Raw genomic sequence first — 17,671 nt, 5'->3', positions numbered from 1 at the left:
AAACCACTGAAATGCGAGGCCATGGCCAAGGCACCTGCGAAATCTCCCAAGCGCCACATGCGCGGCTTCGCCCAAACGGCAAAGTTCGTCTCTGCGGATATCCGCAAGGCGAGCGAGAAGCGGGGCTTTGCCGAGATGCGCGTGCTGACCCACTGGGCCGAGATCGTAGGCGAGCAGACAGCCGCGGTCACGCGCCCGCTTGAGGTCAAGTTTGGCCGCGGTGCCTTCGGGGCCACCCTCCGCGTGCTGACGACCGGGGCCAACGCCCCGATGCTGGAAATGCAGAAGGAGCAGATTCGCGAGCGGATCAACTCCGTCTATGGCTACGCGGCAATCTCTCGCATCCAGTTCACCCAAACCGCCCCCACCGGCTTCGCCGAGGGTCAGGCCGATTTCAGCCACGCGCCCAAGCGCCGGGCACAGCCCGCCCCTGCCGAGCGCAAGGCGGCCGAAGCGCTGGCCGAAGGCGTCACTGATCCCGCGCTGAAAGCGGCCTTGAGCCGGCTCGGCGCCCATGTCATCCACAAGTCCGAACGCGGCTGAACCAAGCCCGCCCGAGCAGACCGAAAGGCCACCCATGAACACCAAAATCCTCTATTCCGCCATCTTTGTCGCGGCCCTTGCGGCAGGCAGCTACTTTGCCATCAACCGCACCAGCCAGCCCGGAGGCACCGGTTTTGACCTGTCCGCTCAGGCGCAAACGCCGGAGGAGGTCGATACCTCCGGCATCATCGAGATGACGCTGGGCGAAGAAGACGCGCCGGTGACCGTTATCGAATACGCCTCCTTCACCTGCCCGCATTGCGCCAGCTTTCACGCCAATGTCTTCAAGAAGCTGAAGACCGAGTATATCGACACCGGCAAGGTGCACTTCATCTACCGCGAGATCTACTTCGACAAGCCGGGCCTCTGGGCCGGGATGGTTGCCCGCTGCGCAGGCCCGATGCGCTACTTCGGCATTGCCGATGCGATCTACACCGAGCAGGCAGAATGGCTCAAATCGCGCGACCTGAACGGCATTCACGGTGACCTGCGCAAACTGGCTTTGAAGTCCGGCCTCGATGGTGAGCAGGTGGATGCCTGCCTTGGCGATGCCGATAAGGCACAGGCGATGTATGCGCTGTTCCTCCAGAATGCCGAGGCCGATGAGGTCGAGTCCACGCCCACTTTCATCATCGACGGCGAGAAACACACCAACATGAGCTATGAGGACTTCGCAGAAATCCTCGACGGCAAGCTGGAAGAGTAAGCTTGGGCGCAGCGATTAACCGAACGATAGGGGTTTGGCGGTAGCACTCGGGCGGAGCAGGCACAAAGGCCTGAGCCGCAGGACCGAGGAGCATCCGGATGGACCCCATCGAAGAGCAGCGCAACGAGTTTCGCCCGCAAAACGGCGAGGCTCCGTTTGATCTGGGCGAGGTGTTCTATTCCCGCACCGATGATCGGGGCGTCATTAAAAGCGGCAACTACGTGTTCCAGCGGGTTGCGCACTACGAATGGGATGAGCTCTTGGGCGCACCGCATAAAACGGTGCGCCACCCCGACATGCCCAAAGGGGTGTTTCGTGTGTTCTGGGAAGAGCTGAAGGCCGGCAAGGTCACCGCTGCCTACGTCAACAACCGCGCCAAGGACGGGCTCAACTATTGGGTCTTCGCCATCGTTGCGCCCTGCGAGGGCGGCTATCTTTCGGCGCGCGTCAAACCGACCAGCGAACTTTTTGAGCCAGTTAAGGCGCTCTACGAAGAGATGCTCGCGGCAGAGGGCCGGGGCACATCTATTGATGACAGCGCGCAGATGATGCTCGATGCACTGCAAGGCATGGGCTATACCAATTACGATGCCTTCGTTGTCGACGCGGTGGGGGAGGAGCTCTTGAGCGAATGCCACACCCTCGGGATCGAACCGATCGGAAGTGTCACCGGGGCCCGCGAGCTGGTTGGCCTGGCCGATTCCATCATCACCGCAACCGAGCGCCTTTCGACCGAGTTCACCTATCTCGGCGGCATTCCCCGCAACCTCCAGATCAAGGCCGCGCGGGTTGAGCGCACCGATGGGCCGCTCAGCGTGCTGGCGCGAAACTACGAGGGCATGTCCGTCGATATGTCCGAGTGGTTCGAGGCACATGTAGTGGGTGAGAACACCAGCTTCTCCTCCATCCGCCGCACCATAGAGCGCGCCATGCTCGTCGGCTCCGTCGCAACCATTCTGGCCCGCTGCGACTGCCAGCTGCTGTCAGAACGTCGCGAGCTGGGCGGGGTGGAGATATCGCCGGAACGTGAAATGCTCGGAAGGCTACAGGCCGACTACAAGGCCAAATCCCGGGAGGCCTATGCCCTCGTGGCCACGGAGGCGGGCCGAATCGTCAACTCCTGCCGCGATATGAAACGCATGCTGTTGGGCCTCGATACACTCCGCGTCGCCTTCAAGATCGAAGACAGCCGCTCAGGCGAGGCCAATGCCGGGATCGGAGACATCATCGCGCAACTCTCCGCCGCCCAAGACCGGGCGAACACCCACCGAAACACGATTCTCGAAGACAGCCAGCGCATGGCGGAGCTTGCCGCAGAAATGCAGGAAAAGGAGCGTGCTCACCTGCCAGACCTTCTGCTCTACGGCCCACGGATGCTGCCCGCAATCGAGGCCACCCCATCCCTCAAGAAATCCGCCGCCTAGAACTGGCGATCCCGGCAGGATTCGAACCTGCAACCTGCCCCTTAGGAGGGGGCTGCTCTATCCAGTTGAGCCACGGGACCGCGCCGGGTGGGTGTAGCCCGCACGGGCAGGGCGATCAATCCTGAAGCCATGCTTAACAATGCGCGCGCCCTCCGGCCTTTTCATTTCCCGCCCGGCGGGCGAAAAGCTGTGCCGAGGAGGAAGATCCATGGTCACACTATCGCAGCGCACCAGCCGGCTTGGCACCGAGAGCGCATTTGAGGTTCTCGCCCGCGCCGGGAAGCTGGCCGCCGAGGGGCGCAGCATCATCAATCTCGGCATCGGCCAGCCCGATTTTCAGACGCCCGCACATATCGTCGAGGCCGGGATCAAGGCGCTGCGCGATGGCCACCACGGCTACACCCCCGCCAACGGCCTCCCCGCCCTGCGCGAGGCAGTGGCAGCTGATCTGCACCGGCGGCATGGAGCCGAGGTGAACCCCGATAACGTGGTGGTGCAGCCCGGCGGCAAGCCCACCATGTTCTTTGCCTGCATGCTCCTGGGCGAGCCCGGCGCCGAGATCATGTATCCCAACCCCGGCTTCCCGATCTACGAGAGCGTCATCAAGTATTCCGGCGCAACGCCCGTGCCGATCGCGCTGCGCGAGGAGGCGGGCTTTGCCTTTTCCGCCGAGGAAGTGCTGGGCCAGATCACCGAGCGCACCCGCCTCATCATCATCAACTCCCCTGCCAACCCCACCGGCGGCGTCACTCCCAAGGAGGAGATCGACAAGCTGGTCGCAGGCCTCGCCGATCACCCCGATGTGGTGCTGATGTCGGACGAGATCTATTCCTGCATGCTCTACGGCGGCCGCCAGCATACGAGCCTGTTGAACTACCCCGAAATCCGCGACCGGCTGATCATGCTCGATGGCTGGTCGAAAACCTACGCGATGACCGGCTGGCGCCTCGGCTATGCCGTCTGGCCCAATGCGCTGGTCGATCATGCCACCCGGCTCTGCATCAACGACCACTCCTGCGTCAACGCACCCACCCAGTTCGCCGGCATTGCCGCGCTGGAAGGCCCGCAGGACGAAGTGGTGAAGATGGTCGAGGCCTTCGACCGCCGCCGCCAAGTTATCGTCGATGGGCTAAACGCCCTCCCCGGCGTGCGCTGCTCCGATGCCGCCGGGGCATTTTATGCCTTCCCCAACATCGAGGGCACCGGCCTCACGGCCCGCGAGGCGCAGGATCGCTTCCTCGAAACCTGCGGCGTTGCCACCGTCGCCGGCACCAGCTTTGGCGCGCATGGTGAGGGCTTCCTGCGGTTTTCCTATGCCAACAGCGAGGATAACATCCGCGAGGCACTGACACGGATTGGCAAGGCTCTGGAGGGCTGAATGGCTCATGAACAGGCTCTAACCCAGCTCGAAACGCTCCTTGGCGACCGGCTCAAGCAGAGCGACGCCGAACGTACAGCCCATGGCCAGAACGAGGCGCATTTCGCCGATGCCCTGCCCGATGCAGTGGCCTACCCCAAAACCACCGAGGAAATCTCGGAGATCATGAAAGTGGCCCATGCCGAAGGCATGCCGGTGACCGCCTTCGGCACCGGCACCTCGTTGGAAGGCCACCACCTGCCCGTGCAGGGCGGGCTCACGCTCGACCTCTCACTGATGAACCGCATCCTCGCCGTGCATGACGCCGATATGGATGTGACCGTGCAGCCCGGCATCACCCGTGGCCAGTTGAACGATGAGCTGCGCGCCACCGGCCTCTACTTTCCAATCGACCCCGGCGCCGATGCCTCGCTCGGCGGCATGGCGGCCACGCGGGCCAGCGGCACCATGGCGGTGCGCTATGGCACCATGCGCGAGAATATCCTGGCGCTTGAAGCGGTGCTCGCCGACGGGCGGATCATCCGCACCGGCTCCCGCGCGCGCAAGTCGTCGTCCGGCTACGATCTCACTCACCTGCTCATCGGCTCTGAAGGCACGCTCGGCATCATCACCGAGATCACCCTCAAGCTGCACGGCCAGCCCGAGGCCATTGTAGCCGCCACCTGCCGCTTCCCGTCCGTCGAGGATGCTGTGAACTGTGTGATCACAACGATCCAAAGCGGCATCCCCATGGCCCGGATCGAGTTGGTCAATTCCGCCATGGTGCGTGGCTTCAACCTTGGCAGCAATGCCGGGCTGCCCGAAGAGCCGCACCTGTTCCTCGAGTTTGCAGGCTCTGAAACGGCGGTGCAGGAGCAATCCGAGCTTTTCGGAGAGATTGCCGCCGACTTCAACGCACAGGATTTTACCCGCGCCACCAAGGCGGAAGATCGCAACGCGCTTTGGGCCATGCGCCACAACGCGCACCACGCCTCAAAGGCGCTTTACCCGGGCAAGCGCATGCTGGCGACCGACGTCTGCGTGCCCATCTCCAAGCTGGCAGAGGCGGTTTCTGCTGCCGAGGAGTCTGCCCGTGATCTGGGATTGGAGCCGGTGATTGTGGGCCATGTCGGCGACGGCAATTTTCACACCGGCATCGGTTTTGATCCGGAAGACCCTGCCGAAATCGCCATGATAGAGACGTTTTCGGCCAAGCTGGCCGAGGTTTCTCTGAGCCTTGGCGGCACCGTTTCGGGCGAGCATGGCATCGGGCTGGGCAAGCGCAAGTACATGGAATCCGAGCACGGCCCTGCGCTGGCAGCGATGCGTGCGATCAAGCAGGCGATGGACCCGAAAGGCATCCTGAACCCCGGCAAGCTGCTCCCGTAGGGCGGGACTACTCCCGCCCTGCAGTAGGCTCTATGCCAGCCCCAAAAGCCGCGCCGCGTTGCCCTTGATGATATCTTCGCGCAGTTCGTCCTTGATGCCGATCTTCTCGAAATCGGCCAGCCAGCGCTCTGGCGTGATCATCGGCCAGTCGGAGCCGAAGAGCACCTTCTTCTTCAGGATCGAGTTGCAGTAGCGCACGAGGATGTCTGGGAAATACTTGGGCGACCAGCCGGAGAGATCGATGTAGACGTTGGGCTTGTGCTGGGCCACCGCCAGAGCCTCCTCCTGCCAAGGGAAGGAGGGATGCGCGAGGATGATCTTCATGTCGGGGAAGTCCACCGCCACATCATCCATATACATCGGATTCGAGTACTTCAGTCGCATCCCGTTGCCGCCGGGCATACCGCTGCCAACACCCGTCTGCCCGGTGTGGAACAGCGCAATACAGCCCTCTTCTTCGATCACCTCATAAAGCGGGTAGGCCATGCGGTCGTTGGCGAAGAAGCCCTGCATTGTCGGGTGAAACTTGAAGCCCTTCACCTTGTAATCGCGGATCAGCCGCCGTGCTTCCCGCGCAGCCATCTTGCCCTTCCACGGGTCGATGGAGGCAAACTGAATCAGCACATCGCTGTTCTCGGCCACATGCTCGGCCACCTCGTCATTCGAGTAGCGCCGATAGCCCGTCTCCCGCTCGGCATCGACCGGGAAGATCACCGCAGCGATGTTTTGCTCACGAAAGTGGGCGGCGGTTTCCGGGATGGTGGGCGGATGCTCCCACGGCGCGCGGAAGTACTTCGCCATCGTGCTCTGCAGATCGTCGTAGCCATCGTCCGAGTGGCAGCCACAGGGCTCTTCGGCGTGGGTGTGGATGTCGATCGCGCGGACCTTGGAAATATCTACCATGTCAGCTGTCCTTCAATGTGATCACAGCCGGATCGGCGTTGTCATAAAGCCGTTCCAGCAACTCGGCACGGCGCGTCAGCACCTTGCGGAAGTTGAGGTTGCCCTTGGCCGTCATCTCGCCATCGCCCATCGAGGGCGGTTCCGCCAGCACTAGGGCGCGGGTGATGCGAGAGGCGGAGCCCGAGGTCTGGCCTGCACGCTCGGCAAGACGGTGGCGTATTTCACGCTTCAGGTGGTCGCCCACCAGCGCACCGTTGTCCTCTTCAGTCACAAATCCCGCCTTCTTGAGCGCGCCGGCGTTCGGGAAGATCAGCAGCCCGATCTCCTTGCGGTCTGCGCCTGTGATCACAAGATCACCCGCGATCCCGTCCATCATCTTGAGCGCCTCCATCCGCAAGCCTGCCGCCCGCACCCAGGTGCCGGTTTGCAGCTTGAAGTCCTCCGAGATCCGCCCATCAAACTTCATGCCCTTATTGGCATCCTCCGGATCAACAAACACCATCGCATCGCCAGTGATAAAGAAACCCTCCTCGTCGAAGGCCTCCTTGGTCTTCTCCGCGTCTTCAAAGTAACCCGGCATGATGTTGGGGCCCTTCACCCGCACTTCGCAGCGCATATCCTCATCGGGAATGAGCTTGGTGGTCACCCCTGTCAGCGGCACACCCACGATGCCGGAGCGATCCGTCGGTTCGTGCTGGAGCAGGGTGGCGGGGGCGGTTTCTGTCAGGCCCCAGGACGAGGTCATCAGCGGGAGAGAGCCGCGGACTTCCATCGCCATCTCTTCCATCGCCGACCAGATATCCTGCGGCAGCGAGGCCCCCGCGTAGAAAATCATATCGAGCTCGGAGAAGACGGAGCGGCGCAGGGCCTCATCGCTCTTCATCGCATCCACGACCATGCCAAAGCCGACGGGCACGTTGAACCACGTGGTCCCGGCCTTCATCGAAAGGTTTTCCAGCGTTCGGTCAATCAGCGCGGGCGTCGGTTTTCCGTCATCAATATAGATCGAGCCGCCGTTGGCGAGCATCATGTTGAAGTTATGCGAACCACCAAACACGTGGTTCCACGGCAGCCAGTCCACGATCCGGGGCGGCTTTGCGGCGAGAAAGGGCAGCGCATCGAGAAGTTGCGCTTGGTTGGCGCACATCATCGCGTGCGTTGTGATCACAGCCTTCGGGTTGGAGGTGGAGCCGGACGTGAGCAGGTATTTTGCAACCGTGTCCGGCCCGATTTCGGCATAAACAGTGTCGATTTCTATGCCCGCATCGCCTTTAAGCAGCTCGTCGAAAGCCACCATGCCCGGCTCGGCATCGGCCGACACGAGGCGCTCCAGCGCGGCGATCTCGGGCAGGGCCAGCGCCTCGGCATAGCGGGCGGCATCATCGGCAAACACCATGCGGGGCTTCACCAGCTCCACGGCGTGCTTCAGCCGCCCGTGGGCACCGTGGATCAGGGCATATTGCTCCGCCACCGGCACCAGCGGGATGCCAACATACTGCGCGGCCAGCGACAAAAGGCCGTGGTCCACGCTGTTGCCTGACATCACCAGAATGGGCGTTTCCGGCCCCATGCCGCGCCCAACAAGTGCAGCGCCGATGGCCCGAACCTGTTCCAGCACCTCGGCATAGCTCAATTCGCGCCAGCCCGCCCCGGAGCGCTCGGCGATGAACACGCGGTCAGGCGCCTCCCCGGCCCAACGGTGAAGCCAGTCACCGGTAACACGTGCCGGCGGGCTTGGCTCATAGCCGGAGCGCAGCAGGATGGTGCCATCAGGGCGGGTTTCGCGGGTCACGTTGTGGGCGCGGTAACGGCCATCCATGGTCATTTCGGGCTCCTCCCCTCTTTACCATTACGTTCGATCCGCCTCATGGCGGTGATGAGCAAGTTCAGCTCTGCTTCGTCGAGGCCTTCGGTCATGCGTTTGTCATGCGCCTGCACAGCCAGCCGAGCCTCCTCGCCAAGGGCCAGGCCCTTTGCGGTGACATGCAGCGCATAGGCGCGGCGATCGTCCGGGGCGCGGTCGCGGGTGAGCAGCCCGGCCTGCTCCAACTCGTCGAGGATCACCACGAGGTTGGGCCGCTCAATGGCCAGAAGCTCCGCCAGTTGCGATTGCCTCAGGCCGGGGTTTTCCATCACCACCACCAGCGCGGAGAAGGTCACCATCCGCAGGCCGAAGGGGGCGAGCGTGGCGTTCACATCCATCTGGATCATGTGAAACGCCCGCTTCATGTTGTAGCCGACATGCGCCCTCAGCCCCTCGTCATTCGGCTCGGGCTGCACCAGCCGGGGGCGCGTGGCGGCCATCAGCTGAACTTCGGCGCGCGCTTTTCGAGGAAGGCGGCAAGGCCCTCCAGCGCGTCGGGCGAGGTTTGAGTCAGGGCGGCACAGAGACTTTCGGTAAAGAGCCCATCGGCCTTTGCCATGTCTTCGATCCGGGCAATCGCCTGCACCATGATGTAGTTGGAGAGCGGCGCGTTCCAGGCGATCTTGCGGGCCAGATCCATCGCCAGCTCCAGCGCTTCTCCTTCGCCCACAGCATAATGGGCGAGCCCCAGCGCCTTGCCCTCTTCATGGCCATATTTCCGGCCAGTCAGCATCATCTCGATCATCCGGTCGGCGCCAAGGATGCGGCCCACGCGCACGGTTGCACCGCCGCCCACGAAGATGCCGCGCCGCCCTTCGGGCAGTTGGAAGATCGTCGAAGGCTCGGCGATGCGCACATGGGTCGAGGTGGCCAGTTCCAGCCCGCCGCCAATCACCGCGCCAAACATCGCCGACACTACCGGCACGCCGCCAAACTGAATGCGCTCCATCACTTCATGCCAGCCACGCGAGTGGCGCATGGTGCCCTCGGCATCGCGCGCCTTGTGCTCGCTCAGGTCGAGGCCGGAGCAAAAGTGCCCCTCGGTGCCCGTCAGCACCACCACGCGGACGCCCTCGGGAATGGCGCGGAAGAAGCCATCAATCGCCTCCAGCAGTTCGTCGCACATCGCATTGCGCTTGCCGGGGCGGTTCATGGTGAGCACGGCAATGCCGTCGTCCCGCACCTCGATCTTCAGCATGTCACTCATTGGGTATCCTTATCGCGGGGGCAGGCGGGTGGCGCCATCCAGCCGGATGACCTCGCCGTTCAGGTAGGGGTTTTCCACCATGTGCTGCACCAGCAGCGCGTATTCGCGCGGGTGGCCGAGGCGGTGGGGATTGGGCACGTTGGCGACGATAGCCGCCGTGGTTTCTTCGGGCAGGCTCTCCATCATCGGAGTGTTGAAGAGGCCGGGGGCAATGGCGTTCACGCGAATGCCCGTCTTGGCAAATTCGCGGGCCGCCGGCAGGCACATCGAGGCCACGCCACCCTTGGAGGCCGCATAGGCCGCCTGGCCAAGCTGGCCGTCCTGATAGGCGGCGCTGGCGGTGTTCACGATCACGCCGCGCTCGCCATCCTCGTTCAGCGCGGGCAGTTCCTGCATCAGCCGGGCAGCGTGGGACATCACGTAGTAGGTGCCGAAAAGGTTCACCTTCATCACCTTCTCGAAGAGATCGGTGGAGAGCTTGCCCTCCCGGCCCACGATGCGCGCCGCAAGGCCAAGGCCTGCGCAGTTCACCGCGATGCGTGGGGCCTCGCCCAAGTCTGCCGCGGCCTTTTCCACTGCGGCCTTCACCGCCGCCTCGTCAGACACATCCGCCGGGCAGGCCGCGCCGCCCACCTCCGCCGCCACGGCTTCCGCCGCCTCGGCGTTGAAGTCGAGCACAGCCACCTTGGCGCCAAGCTTGGCCAGATGTCGCACCGTCGCCGCTCCAAGCCCGCTGCCACCACCCGTGACGAGGGCTACCGTTCCGCTGATATCCATGAGTCCTCCCAGACGAATTTGATACCGTTATATCTCATACCTAAATTTTCGCAACCATGGCGTGCTCCGGATCAGGCCCGTTCAGATCGGAATGAGGAAGAGCGTGATGATGGGGAAGGCCACGAGAATCGCCACGCGCAGGATGTCGGATGTAACAAACCACATGACGGCCTTGTAGGTCTCCACCATCGGGGTTGTCCGGTCCATCGCGTTGATGATGAAGAGGTTCATCCCCACCGGCGGCGTGATGAGGCCCACCTCCACCACGATCAGCACGAGAATGCCAAACCAGATGGCGACATGCTCAAGGCTGACGCGGGCAAGGTTGGCCTCGGTCGCGCCCCGCAAGCCCAACTCGCGCAGCGCATCGCCATACAGCGTTCCGCCGCTCTCCAGCGTCGCGCGGGCAGCCTGCACAACTTCGGGCGTGGTCTCGCCATAGATCGCGGCAATCTGCGCCGGGGCGAGGTTGGCCGCATCAGCCACAGTGCCCAGCCCGAGCACGGCCATATGCTCATTCGCACCCGCCAAGGCCCGTTCAAACCGGCTCTCCCGCATGCCCTCTATCGCGCCCGCCTGTAGCCCCTCAAACCACATCTGCGCATCGGCAAACCACGCCTCGAAGCGGGCCTCCTGCAGCGCGTGCAGCGAGATCAGGCCAAAGTCGAGGTTGGAGATGATCGGGAAGAAGATCGGGATCGTCAGCAGGATCATGCTGAGGCTGTCCATCAGACAGCCGAAGACGAGGTAGAAGGCGAGGATAATGATCAGCACCATCCACGGGCTCCAACCGAGGCCGACGATGGTGTTGGAAAGTTCCTGCGGCACCTGGCTGAGGGCGAGGAAGGCATTGTAAAAGCCCGCGCCCAGCACGATGAAGAAGATCATCGCCGTTGCCTGTGCAGTGGCAATGATGCTCTCTTTAAACCGCGCCCAATCAAGCTGGCCGCTGACCAGCGCGATAAGGCCAGTGCCAGCCGCGCCCACGGCGGCCCCCTCGGTGGGGGTGAACCAGCCAAGGTAGATACCGCCAACCACGAGGCCAAACACCAGAAGCACCGGCCACACATCTAGCAGAGCCTTCAAGCGCTCGGCATAAGGCACAGGCTCACGGGTGCCAGCGGCGTCAGGATACATCCGCACGTAGATGCTGATGGTGATCATGTAGCCGATGGCGGCGAGGATGCCGGGGATGAAGGCCGCGAGGAACAGCTTGGCGATGTTCTGCTCGGTCAGGATCGCGTAGATCACGAGGATCACCGAGGGCGGAATGAGGATGCCAAGCGTGCCGCCCGCAGCCAGCGTTGCCGTGCTGAATCCGCCCGAATAGCCATAGGCGCGCAGCTCGGGCAGGGCGACCCGGCTCATGGTGGCCGCGGTGGCGAGCGAGGAGCCGCAGATCGAGCCGAAGCCCGCACAGGCCCCGACCGAGGCCATCGCCACGCCGCCCTTACGGTGGCCCAGCCAGCTCTCGGCGGCCTTGAACAGCGCCGTCGACATGCCCGAAAGCGTGGCGAACTGCCCCATCAGCAGGAACATCGGGATGATGCTCAGCGAGTAGCTTGAAAAGGTGGTGTAAACCTCGCTCTTCAGCTTTGCGAGAAAGACGGTCGTGCCCCCGGTCGCGTAATAAAGCCCTCCAATGCCCACGACGAGCATGGCAAGGCCTATCGGCGCCCGCATGAAGATCATCACGAGGAGAATGGGGAACGAGGCGTATCCCAGCTCAAGCACGGTCAATGTGCTGCTCCTTCTGCCTTAGGAAGCCAGTGCTGATCGGTTGTCAGCTCCATGATGCGCCCGATGGCGCAGTAAACCGCCACCAATGCGGCCACCACGGCGGCAGTGAAACTTGCGAGATAGGCCCACCAGATCGGGAACTGCAGCAGCAGCGAGGTCTCGCCATTGCCGATCTTGTCTTCGAGGCCGAAGTAGAGCCGCCACGTGATGAGCAGCACCACGATGGTGAAGACAATCTCCCAAAAGGTCATGATGAGCGCGTTGGCCCGGCGCGACAGGAAGGACGTAAATACATCCACCGTCGCATGGGCGCTGAAGAGCTGGCAGATCGGCAGGAAGGAGAAGATCGCAAAGGCGATGCCCGCCTCGACAATCTCGAAATCGCCGTTGACGGGGCCTGCCCCGCTCGACTTGATCATCTCGGCCAGTCCGGCGGCAAGGCCTTCAAGGAAATCCGAATGCGCAAAGGTGTTCATCCCGCGCCCCGCCACGCTGATGCAGGTCAGCAGGATCAGAACAACCAGCACCACACCGCCAGCAAGGGCCATGGTGCGCGCCAAGCCAATCATGAATCTAAGCACTGCTCTCCCCCTCCCCAAGGGTCCGCCGGGCCATGGTCTCCTCCGGCGGCCGGCGTTTGTGGAGTAGTCCGCCTTGCTCGCCAAATCCAGCATGAGTTACGTTTTTTGAATTAACGCGCCTCAAAACTGCATGCACCGCCAGACTCACCCGACGAAATCGTTATGACATATAACTATATTCGTCGGCCTCCTGTAAACCCACTTTTTCTGAAGGTCAGACTACTCGGCATCTGGCTGCTTGCTCGGGTGCGCTTCGGCAAAGGCGGGGAGGGCGTTGCAGGCAGCCGCGATGCGGGTGACGTTGGGCATCTCGCTCAGGTCCACCTTGAACCGCGCTGCCGAGAACACCTGAGGCACAAGGTAGATGTCTGCCATGCCCGGCGTATCGCCAAAACAGAAGGTGTGCGCCGGGCGCTTGGCCAAAAGCGCCTCGCAAGCCGCCAGCCCATCGCCGATCCAGCGCTGGCACCAGGCCTCCACACCCTCTTGTTCCTGCCCGTATTCCGCCCGCAGGTATTGCAGCACCCGCAGGTTTTGCAGCGGGTGGATCTCGCAGGCGATAGCGGCGCAGAACGCCCGCACATGCGCCCGCTCTAGCGGATCATCGGGCAGCAGCTTCGGCTCCGGGTGCGTCTCGTCGAGCCATTCTAGAATCGCCGGGCTCTGGGTCAGCACCTCCCCGTCCTCCAGCTCGAAGGCGGGCACGAGGGCTTGCGGGTTCAACCCCTTGAAGCCCTCTGCCTTCTGCTGCCCCTGCGCCAGATGGACCGACTCAAAGTCATACTCCACGCCCTTCAGGTTGCAGGCGATCCTGCACCTGTAGGACGAGGAAGACCGGAAGTAGCCATGAAACCTCATTTCGCCGGCCCGATGTTCAGCGCAATCGGGTCAAGCCCGTCGATCCCGCCAGTGATCTTGTCACCCGCCACAACCGGGCCGACCCCCTCGGGGGTGCCGGTCAGGATGATGTCGCCGGGCCGCAGGTGATAAAAGCCAGACAAGTGGGCGATCACCTCGGGCACCTTGTGAATGAGCAGGTCGAGCGTGCTGTCCTGCTTCTGCTCGCCATTCACTTCCAGATGAATCCGCTGTTCGCCCACCGCAAACTCGCTCGCCTTTGTCATCGGCGAAAGCACGCAGGAGCCTTCAACATCCTTGCCCAGCATCCACGGGCGCTTCTTGTTGCGCGAGGCGATCTGCTGGTCGCGCCGGGTCATGTCCAGCCCGCAGCCATAGGCATAGACCGCCGCCGCGCCCTGCTCAGGCGTGCCTTTGAACACTTCAGCCCCCAGCGCCACCACAAGCTCCATCTCAAAGTGGAAGTCATCGGTCCCCGGCGGGTAAGGCAGGGTGCCGCCCGTCGCTAGCACCGAGTGCAGCTGTTTCGAAAAGTAGAACGGCGCCTCCCGGTCCACCTCAAACCCCATCTCGGCCGCATGGGCGGCATAGTTGCGCCCCACGCAGAAAATCCGGTGAATCGGGTATTCGGCGGCCTCGCCCTTCACGGGGATGCTCTGCACCCTTGGGGCGTCAAAAAGGTAATCGGTCATCGGCTGCGTTCCTCGTAGTAGTCCAGCTTCTCCTGAAGCGGGCGGTCATGGATGCGAACGAGAAAGGCTTCCTCATCCGCGTGATGGGTGATTTCTGCAAAGACCGGGGCGGTAAACGTGTCTTTCGCGGCCCAGTCGATGCGCGCGCCGTTGACGATGGAGTGCCCGCTGCCCTCGATCACGTGGAAGGCGCTGGAGCAACTGCGCAGCACCGGCTTTTCCTCGCCCCCGGCCTCGATCATCATCGCGGTGAAGCCCATGGTGGGCAGCACATCGGCCCCGGTCTCGGGGTTGATGTAATCCAGCTCCACCACCGGGCCGCCGTCGTACTTCATCGTCTCCACCAGCGCCTCGCGTGTGCGGGCCCAGGGGTAGCGCGTCATCGGATAGCGCTTTTTCTGCGCACCGAGCTTGCGGGCCGGGGCCAACCCGGCAGCGCGATAGTCAATCTGGCTGGCATCGGGACGGTTGCGCTGGTTCTGCAGTGGTCCCTCTTCGGCGTAGGAGCCTTCGAGGTAAACAAACAGCGGAAGATCAAGCGCATCGAGCCAAACCACCGGCTCCTTGCCCTCATGCCCGTGGTCATGCCACTCGCCGCCGGGGGTGAGCACAAGGTCGCCCTCCTGCATCGGCAGCTTCTCTCCGTCCACCACCGTATAGCCGCCCTCGCCCTCCACAATGATCCGCACCGCGCTAGGCGTGTGCACATGGGCCGGGGCCGTCTCGCCCGGCAGCAGGAACTGAAGTCCAAGGTAGATCGAAGAGGTCGCCTGCATCGCCCCCACTCCCCGCCCGGGGTCAGAAAGCACCAGCACGCGGCGCTCGGCTTTTTCCACCGGGGTCAGCTCTCCCGCGCGATGCAGCAGCGGGCGAATCGCCTCGTAGCGCCAGTGCCCGGGTTTGGTGACGGGTTTGGGTGCGCCATGGGGCAGAACGTTGCGCATCATCGGCCAAAGCGGGGCCACCCCCGCTGCTGACATCTCCTCCCGATAGTCCTCCGGCAGCTCTTCGAGCGTTCCAAGTTGCGCCATCCTGTCCTCCCTGTCGCGGCAATAGTTAGCATCCTTACTATACGCATACTTGTCAACAGGCCGCGCGCCGCATAGCCTGCCGGTTGCGCAGCGCTCAAGCAAGGAGGCATGGTGGCAGAGATCCAGCACATTCCCGGGCACCTGATCCGGCGGCTCAACCAGATCTCGGTTGCCGTTTTCTCCGACCGCACCGCAGAGGCCGGGCTGGAGCTGACCCCGATGCAATATGCCGTGCTCTCCACCCTGGCTGAAACCGATGGGCTGGGGCAGGCGTCGCTGGCAGGCGCGGTGGCCTATGACAAGGTCACAATCGGCGGCGTCCTCGACCGAATGGAGCAGAAAGGGCTTATCACCCGCCGCGTCTCTCCCCGTGATCGCCGCGCCCGCGAACTCTCGCTAACCGCCGAGGGCGAAGCGCTGCTGGCCGAGGCCAAACCCGTGGTCGCTGCGCTTCAGGCCGAAATCCTCGCCGGGCTCGACGCCGCCGAGCGCAACACTTTCCTCGCCCTGCTCCAAAAGGCCACCGAGGCGGGCAATGCCCTCAGCCGCGCCCCGCTAAAGCTCTGATCCGGCCTGCCAGACCCTCTGTACGTTCAACTCCGCGTCGAGCGCGACAAAATCCGCAGGTGCCTTGGGCCGCAGCCGCCCTACCTCCGCCTCCACCAGCGCCGCCGGGATGCCGGTGGCCATTGCAATCGCCTCCTCCACACTCAGCCCCACCAAGCGCACCGCATTCTGTACCGCCTGCGCCATCACCAGATCGGCCCCGGCCAATGTGCCATCGGCCAACGTCAGCCGCCCGTCGCGGCGCACAATTTCGCGGCCATCGAGGGTGAAGCTGCCAACGTCGCTCCCCGCGCAGGCCATCGCATCGCTCACCAAAAACAGCCGCCCCGGCCCCTGCTTTGCCCTTTGCGCCATCCGCAGGGTTTCGGCGTGCACATGGAACCCGTCGCAGATCACGCCCGCACTCAACCGCCCCTCGGCCAGCGCCGCGCCAACCAGCCCCGGCTCGCGGCTCCCTAACTGGCTCATCGCGTTGAACAGGTGGGTCACGCAGGTCGCGCCCGCCTCCACATAGCGCGTCGCCTCTTCGTAGCTGCAATCGCTATGCCCAAGCGAAACCAGCACCCCATCCGCCACCAGCCGCGCCACCTGCGCCGGGCTCACGGAGGCCGGGGCCAGCGTTACCTTCAGCCGGCCCGGTGCGGCCAGCAGACGGCGCAGGTCATCCTCGCCCATCTCGCGGATCAGCGCCGGGCTATGCGCCCCCGCCCGCACCGGATCGAGGTGCGGCCCTTCCAAATGCAGTCCGATCACGCCCCGCACCACCGCACCGGCCACGTCCAGCGCCGCCGCCGTCACCTCCGGCGTGGCAGTAATGAGCGTTGGCAGAATCGACGTCGTGCCGCAGGCCGCATGGGCGCGGGCCATCGTTTCCAGCCGCGCCACCGAGGGGCCATCATTCAGCATCACCCCGCCGCCGCCATTCACCTGAAGGTCCACGAAACCCGGCGCGAGGATCTCGGCCCCGGTCTCCACAATCGCGCAGCCCTCGGGCAGATCGCCCGGCTCGGCCAGCGTCACCACCTGCGGCCCCTGCACCACCAGCGCCACGCCCCGGCGCAGCGCCGCGCCGTCATGCACGGCCCCTGCAATATAGGCGGTTGCAGTCATCCGCCCTGCTCCATCGCCAGAGCCAATGCCCCATCCAGCGCCGAACCTTCGGCCCCCACCAGCGCCTTCTGCATCTGCGTGGGCAGAAAATCGGCGTATCTGTCGCCGATGCCCCCGATCAGGCAAATCGCACCGCCCTCTTTCCAGCCCAACGCCAGAAGGCCGCGCGAAATGTAATCGGCACCTGCAACAATGATGTGCCGTGCCGCCGAATCTGTTTTGGCGTCGAGGAGCCTTGGTGCGAGAGCGGCAAAATCGCTCGGCGCCGCCTCGGCGGCAAAGGCCACAATGCCAGAGACCCCGCCCATCTCTTCGGCAATCTGCCGTGTCAGCGCGGTGGCAGGCTCCACCCCGTCCTCCACCGCCAGCACCGCCTTCAGCAGCGCCCGGCCCATCCATGCGCCCGAGGCCTCATCACCCAGCACCAGTCCGTGGCCACCGATGGTCTCAAACCCCTCCGGGCTCTGCCGGGCGAGGTAAGACCCGGTGCCGATGCCCGCAACATGGCCGGGCCGCTCGCCCAAAGCCCCGCACACCGCAGCGCGCCGGTCTTCCTCCACCACCCCCGCCAGCGGAAGCGCCGCCGCCACCCGCGCGGCCACGCGCTCATCCACCACTCCCGCGAGCGCAAAATGGGCCGGCACGCCGCGCAAATCTTCCAGCGACGCCCCGGCAAGCTGAGCCGCCCTGTGCAACAGCCCCGAAACCTCCGCCACGCCGCCCTCAAAGTCGCTCGTCACATTGGCCGGCCCGCCACAAACCTCGTGGCGCATGCCATCCCACACCAGCGCCAGCCGCGCACCGCTGCCTCCGCCGTCACATCCTATTGCCCGCGCTCTGCTCATCGGCCCGTTATCGCACGCACAGCCCACAATGAAATCCCCCACCGCCACGTCGAGATTGCGCCACTCCGCGGGCGTGG

The 17,671-nt window shown here is 64.0% G+C and carries 18 protein-coding genes and 1 tRNA gene; 6 read left to right on the top strand and 13 right to left on the bottom strand.

The window, feature by feature from the left end:
- Nucleotides 1–21: 21 nt before the first annotated feature.
- From ACXAG6_RS03390 to ACXAG6_RS03380, 3 genes are all read left to right on the top strand, one after another.
- Nucleotides 22–543 carry a DUF721 domain-containing protein gene (locus ACXAG6_RS03390; RefSeq protein ID WP_475335037.1) on the top strand — a complete coding sequence of 174 codons (522 nt, stop codon included), beginning with the start codon at nucleotides 22–24 and terminating at the stop codon, nucleotides 541–543.
- A 34-nt stretch (nucleotides 544–577) separates the two neighbouring features.
- Nucleotides 578–1,249: a DsbA family protein gene (locus ACXAG6_RS03385; RefSeq protein ID WP_475335035.1), complete on the top strand. Its 672-nt coding sequence runs from the start codon at nucleotides 578–580 to the stop codon at nucleotides 1,247–1,249.
- A 98-nt stretch (nucleotides 1,250–1,347) separates the two neighbouring features.
- Nucleotides 1,348–2,673, top strand: coding sequence for a PAS domain-containing protein (locus ACXAG6_RS03380; protein WP_475335032.1), 1,326 nt, complete (start codon nucleotides 1,348–1,350; stop codon nucleotides 2,671–2,673).
- 3 nt (nucleotides 2,674–2,676) lie between these two features.
- Here ACXAG6_RS03380 and ACXAG6_RS03375 read toward each other — a convergent pair.
- Nucleotides 2,677–2,753: transfer RNA gene (locus ACXAG6_RS03375), tRNA-Arg, on the bottom strand.
- 128 nt (nucleotides 2,754–2,881) lie between these two features.
- Between ACXAG6_RS03375 and ACXAG6_RS03370 the strand changes: the two genes are divergently transcribed.
- Both ACXAG6_RS03370 and ACXAG6_RS03365 read left to right on the top strand, forming a co-directional pair.
- The gene (locus ACXAG6_RS03370) at nucleotides 2,882–4,051 is read left to right on the top strand and encodes a pyridoxal phosphate-dependent aminotransferase (RefSeq protein ID WP_475335031.1); all 1,170 of its coding nucleotides are present in this window, start codon (nucleotides 2,882–2,884) and stop codon (nucleotides 4,049–4,051) included.
- On the top strand, nucleotides 4,052–5,419 hold the full coding sequence (locus ACXAG6_RS03365; protein ID WP_475335029.1) for an FAD-binding oxidoreductase: 1,368 nt from the start codon (nucleotides 4,052–4,054) through the stop codon (nucleotides 5,417–5,419).
- 30 nt (nucleotides 5,420–5,449) lie between these two features.
- On the opposite strand, the gene ACXAG6_RS03360 is transcribed toward ACXAG6_RS03365, so the two are convergent.
- The 10 genes from ACXAG6_RS03360 to ACXAG6_RS03315 form a co-directional block, all read right to left on the bottom strand.
- Complete coding sequence (locus ACXAG6_RS03360; RefSeq protein WP_475335027.1) at nucleotides 5,450–6,322, bottom strand: amidohydrolase family protein; 873 nt, start codon at nucleotides 6,320–6,322, stop codon at nucleotides 5,450–5,452.
- Nucleotide 6,323: 1 nt separating this feature from the next.
- Nucleotides 6,324–8,147 (bottom strand): feruloyl-CoA synthase, encoded by a 1,824-nt coding sequence (locus ACXAG6_RS03355; RefSeq protein ID WP_475335024.1) that lies wholly within the window; start codon nucleotides 8,145–8,147, stop codon nucleotides 6,324–6,326.
- Entirely contained in the window at nucleotides 8,144–8,626 is a 483-nt protein-coding gene (locus tag ACXAG6_RS03350) for a MarR family winged helix-turn-helix transcriptional regulator (RefSeq protein ID WP_475335022.1), read from the bottom strand. Before ACXAG6_RS03350 ends, ACXAG6_RS03355 begins: the two co-directional genes overlap by 4 nt.
- Nucleotides 8,626–9,393 carry a crotonase/enoyl-CoA hydratase family protein gene (locus tag ACXAG6_RS03345; protein WP_475335021.1) on the bottom strand — a complete coding sequence of 256 codons (768 nt, stop codon included), beginning with the start codon at nucleotides 9,391–9,393 and terminating at the stop codon, nucleotides 8,626–8,628. The genes ACXAG6_RS03350 and ACXAG6_RS03345 overlap by 1 nt, the downstream gene beginning before the upstream one ends.
- A gap of 9 nt (nucleotides 9,394–9,402) precedes the next feature.
- The gene (locus tag ACXAG6_RS03340) at nucleotides 9,403–10,170 is read right to left on the bottom strand and encodes an SDR family NAD(P)-dependent oxidoreductase (RefSeq protein WP_475335018.1); all 768 of its coding nucleotides are present in this window, start codon (nucleotides 10,168–10,170) and stop codon (nucleotides 9,403–9,405) included.
- Nucleotides 10,171–10,251: 81 nt separating this feature from the next.
- The gene (locus ACXAG6_RS03335) at nucleotides 10,252–11,910 is read right to left on the bottom strand and encodes a TRAP transporter large permease (protein ID WP_475335015.1); all 1,659 of its coding nucleotides are present in this window, start codon (nucleotides 11,908–11,910) and stop codon (nucleotides 10,252–10,254) included.
- Nucleotides 11,907–12,491, bottom strand: a complete 585-nt coding sequence (locus ACXAG6_RS03330) for a TRAP transporter small permease (RefSeq protein ID WP_475335014.1) — start codon at nucleotides 12,489–12,491, stop codon at nucleotides 11,907–11,909. The genes ACXAG6_RS03335 and ACXAG6_RS03330 overlap by 4 nt, the downstream gene beginning before the upstream one ends.
- A 219-nt stretch (nucleotides 12,492–12,710) precedes the next feature.
- On the bottom strand, nucleotides 12,711–13,349 hold the full coding sequence (gene maiA, locus ACXAG6_RS03325; protein ID WP_475335012.1) for a maleylacetoacetate isomerase: 639 nt from the start codon (nucleotides 13,347–13,349) through the stop codon (nucleotides 12,711–12,713).
- On the bottom strand, nucleotides 13,346–14,041 hold the full coding sequence (locus tag ACXAG6_RS03320) for a fumarylacetoacetate hydrolase family protein (protein ID WP_475335009.1): 696 nt from the start codon (nucleotides 14,039–14,041) through the stop codon (nucleotides 13,346–13,348). The genes maiA and ACXAG6_RS03320 overlap by 4 nt, the downstream gene beginning before the upstream one ends.
- A complete protein-coding gene (locus ACXAG6_RS03315; RefSeq protein ID WP_475335008.1) occupies nucleotides 14,038–15,072 on the bottom strand; it encodes a cupin domain-containing protein in 1,035 nt (344 codons plus the stop codon). Before ACXAG6_RS03315 ends, ACXAG6_RS03320 begins: the two co-directional genes overlap by 4 nt.
- 108 nt (nucleotides 15,073–15,180) lie before the next feature.
- On the opposite strand from ACXAG6_RS03315, the gene ACXAG6_RS03310 reads away from it, so the two are divergent.
- Complete coding sequence (locus tag ACXAG6_RS03310) at nucleotides 15,181–15,639, top strand: MarR family winged helix-turn-helix transcriptional regulator (RefSeq protein ID WP_475335006.1); 459 nt, start codon at nucleotides 15,181–15,183, stop codon at nucleotides 15,637–15,639.
- Here the strand turns inward: ACXAG6_RS03310 and nagA are convergent.
- Together nagA and ACXAG6_RS03300 are read right to left on the bottom strand one after the other, a co-directional pair.
- Nucleotides 15,628–16,749 carry an N-acetylglucosamine-6-phosphate deacetylase gene (gene nagA / locus ACXAG6_RS03305; protein WP_475335004.1) on the bottom strand — a complete coding sequence of 374 codons (1,122 nt, stop codon included), beginning with the start codon at nucleotides 16,747–16,749 and terminating at the stop codon, nucleotides 15,628–15,630. The genes ACXAG6_RS03310 and nagA overlap by 12 nt on opposite strands.
- The gene (locus ACXAG6_RS03300) at nucleotides 16,746–17,594 is read right to left on the bottom strand and encodes a glucosamine kinase nucleotide-binding domain-containing protein (RefSeq protein ID WP_475335002.1); all 849 of its coding nucleotides are present in this window, start codon (nucleotides 17,592–17,594) and stop codon (nucleotides 16,746–16,748) included. Before ACXAG6_RS03300 ends, nagA begins: the two co-directional genes overlap by 4 nt.
- Nucleotides 17,595–17,671 lie beyond the last annotated feature (77 nt).

The organism is Vannielia sp. ABF1_015 (genome assembly GCF_056160745.1).
The sequence above is the reverse complement of the archived record's forward strand: the minus strand, read 5'-3'. Positions and strand labels throughout refer to the sequence as shown.

What these genes read in the sequence shown, in the direction of transcription:
- ACXAG6_RS03390 (WP_475335037.1), top strand. Translation starts at nt 22, where the DNA reads ATGGCCAAGGCACCTGCGAAATCTCCCAAGCGCCACATGCGCGGCTTC.
- ACXAG6_RS03385 (WP_475335035.1), top strand. Translation starts at nt 578, where the DNA reads ATGAACACCAAAATCCTCTATTCCGCCATCTTTGTCGCGGCCCTTGCG.
- ACXAG6_RS03380 (WP_475335032.1), top strand. Translation starts at nt 1,348, where the DNA reads ATGGACCCCATCGAAGAGCAGCGCAACGAGTTTCGCCCGCAAAACGGC.
- ACXAG6_RS03370 (WP_475335031.1), top strand. Translation starts at nt 2,882, where the DNA reads ATGGTCACACTATCGCAGCGCACCAGCCGGCTTGGCACCGAGAGCGCA.
- ACXAG6_RS03365 (WP_475335029.1), top strand. Translation starts at nt 4,052, where the DNA reads ATGGCTCATGAACAGGCTCTAACCCAGCTCGAAACGCTCCTTGGCGAC.
- ACXAG6_RS03360 (WP_475335027.1), bottom strand. Translation starts at nt 6,322, where the DNA reads ATGGTAGATATTTCCAAGGTCCGCGCGATCGACATCCACACCCACGCC.
- ACXAG6_RS03355 (WP_475335024.1), bottom strand. Translation starts at nt 8,147, where the DNA reads ATGACCATGGATGGCCGTTACCGCGCCCACAACGTGACCCGCGAAACC.
- ACXAG6_RS03350 (WP_475335022.1), bottom strand. Translation starts at nt 8,626, where the DNA reads ATGGCCGCCACGCGCCCCCGGCTGGTGCAGCCCGAGCCGAATGACGAG.
- ACXAG6_RS03345 (WP_475335021.1), bottom strand. Translation starts at nt 9,393, where the DNA reads ATGAGTGACATGCTGAAGATCGAGGTGCGGGACGACGGCATTGCCGTG.
- ACXAG6_RS03340 (WP_475335018.1), bottom strand. Translation starts at nt 10,170, where the DNA reads ATGGATATCAGCGGAACGGTAGCCCTCGTCACGGGTGGTGGCAGCGGG.
- maiA (WP_475335012.1), bottom strand. Translation starts at nt 13,349, where the DNA reads ATGAGGTTTCATGGCTACTTCCGGTCTTCCTCGTCCTACAGGTGCAGG.
- ACXAG6_RS03320 (WP_475335009.1), bottom strand. Translation starts at nt 14,041, where the DNA reads ATGACCGATTACCTTTTTGACGCCCCAAGGGTGCAGAGCATCCCCGTG.
- ACXAG6_RS03315 (WP_475335008.1), bottom strand. Translation starts at nt 15,072, where the DNA reads ATGGCGCAACTTGGAACGCTCGAAGAGCTGCCGGAGGACTATCGGGAG.
- ACXAG6_RS03310 (WP_475335006.1), top strand. Translation starts at nt 15,181, where the DNA reads ATGGTGGCAGAGATCCAGCACATTCCCGGGCACCTGATCCGGCGGCTC.
- nagA (WP_475335004.1), bottom strand. Translation starts at nt 16,749, where the DNA reads ATGACTGCAACCGCCTATATTGCAGGGGCCGTGCATGACGGCGCGGCG.
- ACXAG6_RS03300 (WP_475335002.1), bottom strand. Translation starts at nt 17,594, where the DNA reads ATGAGCAGAGCGCGGGCAATAGGATGTGACGGCGGAGGCAGCGGTGCG.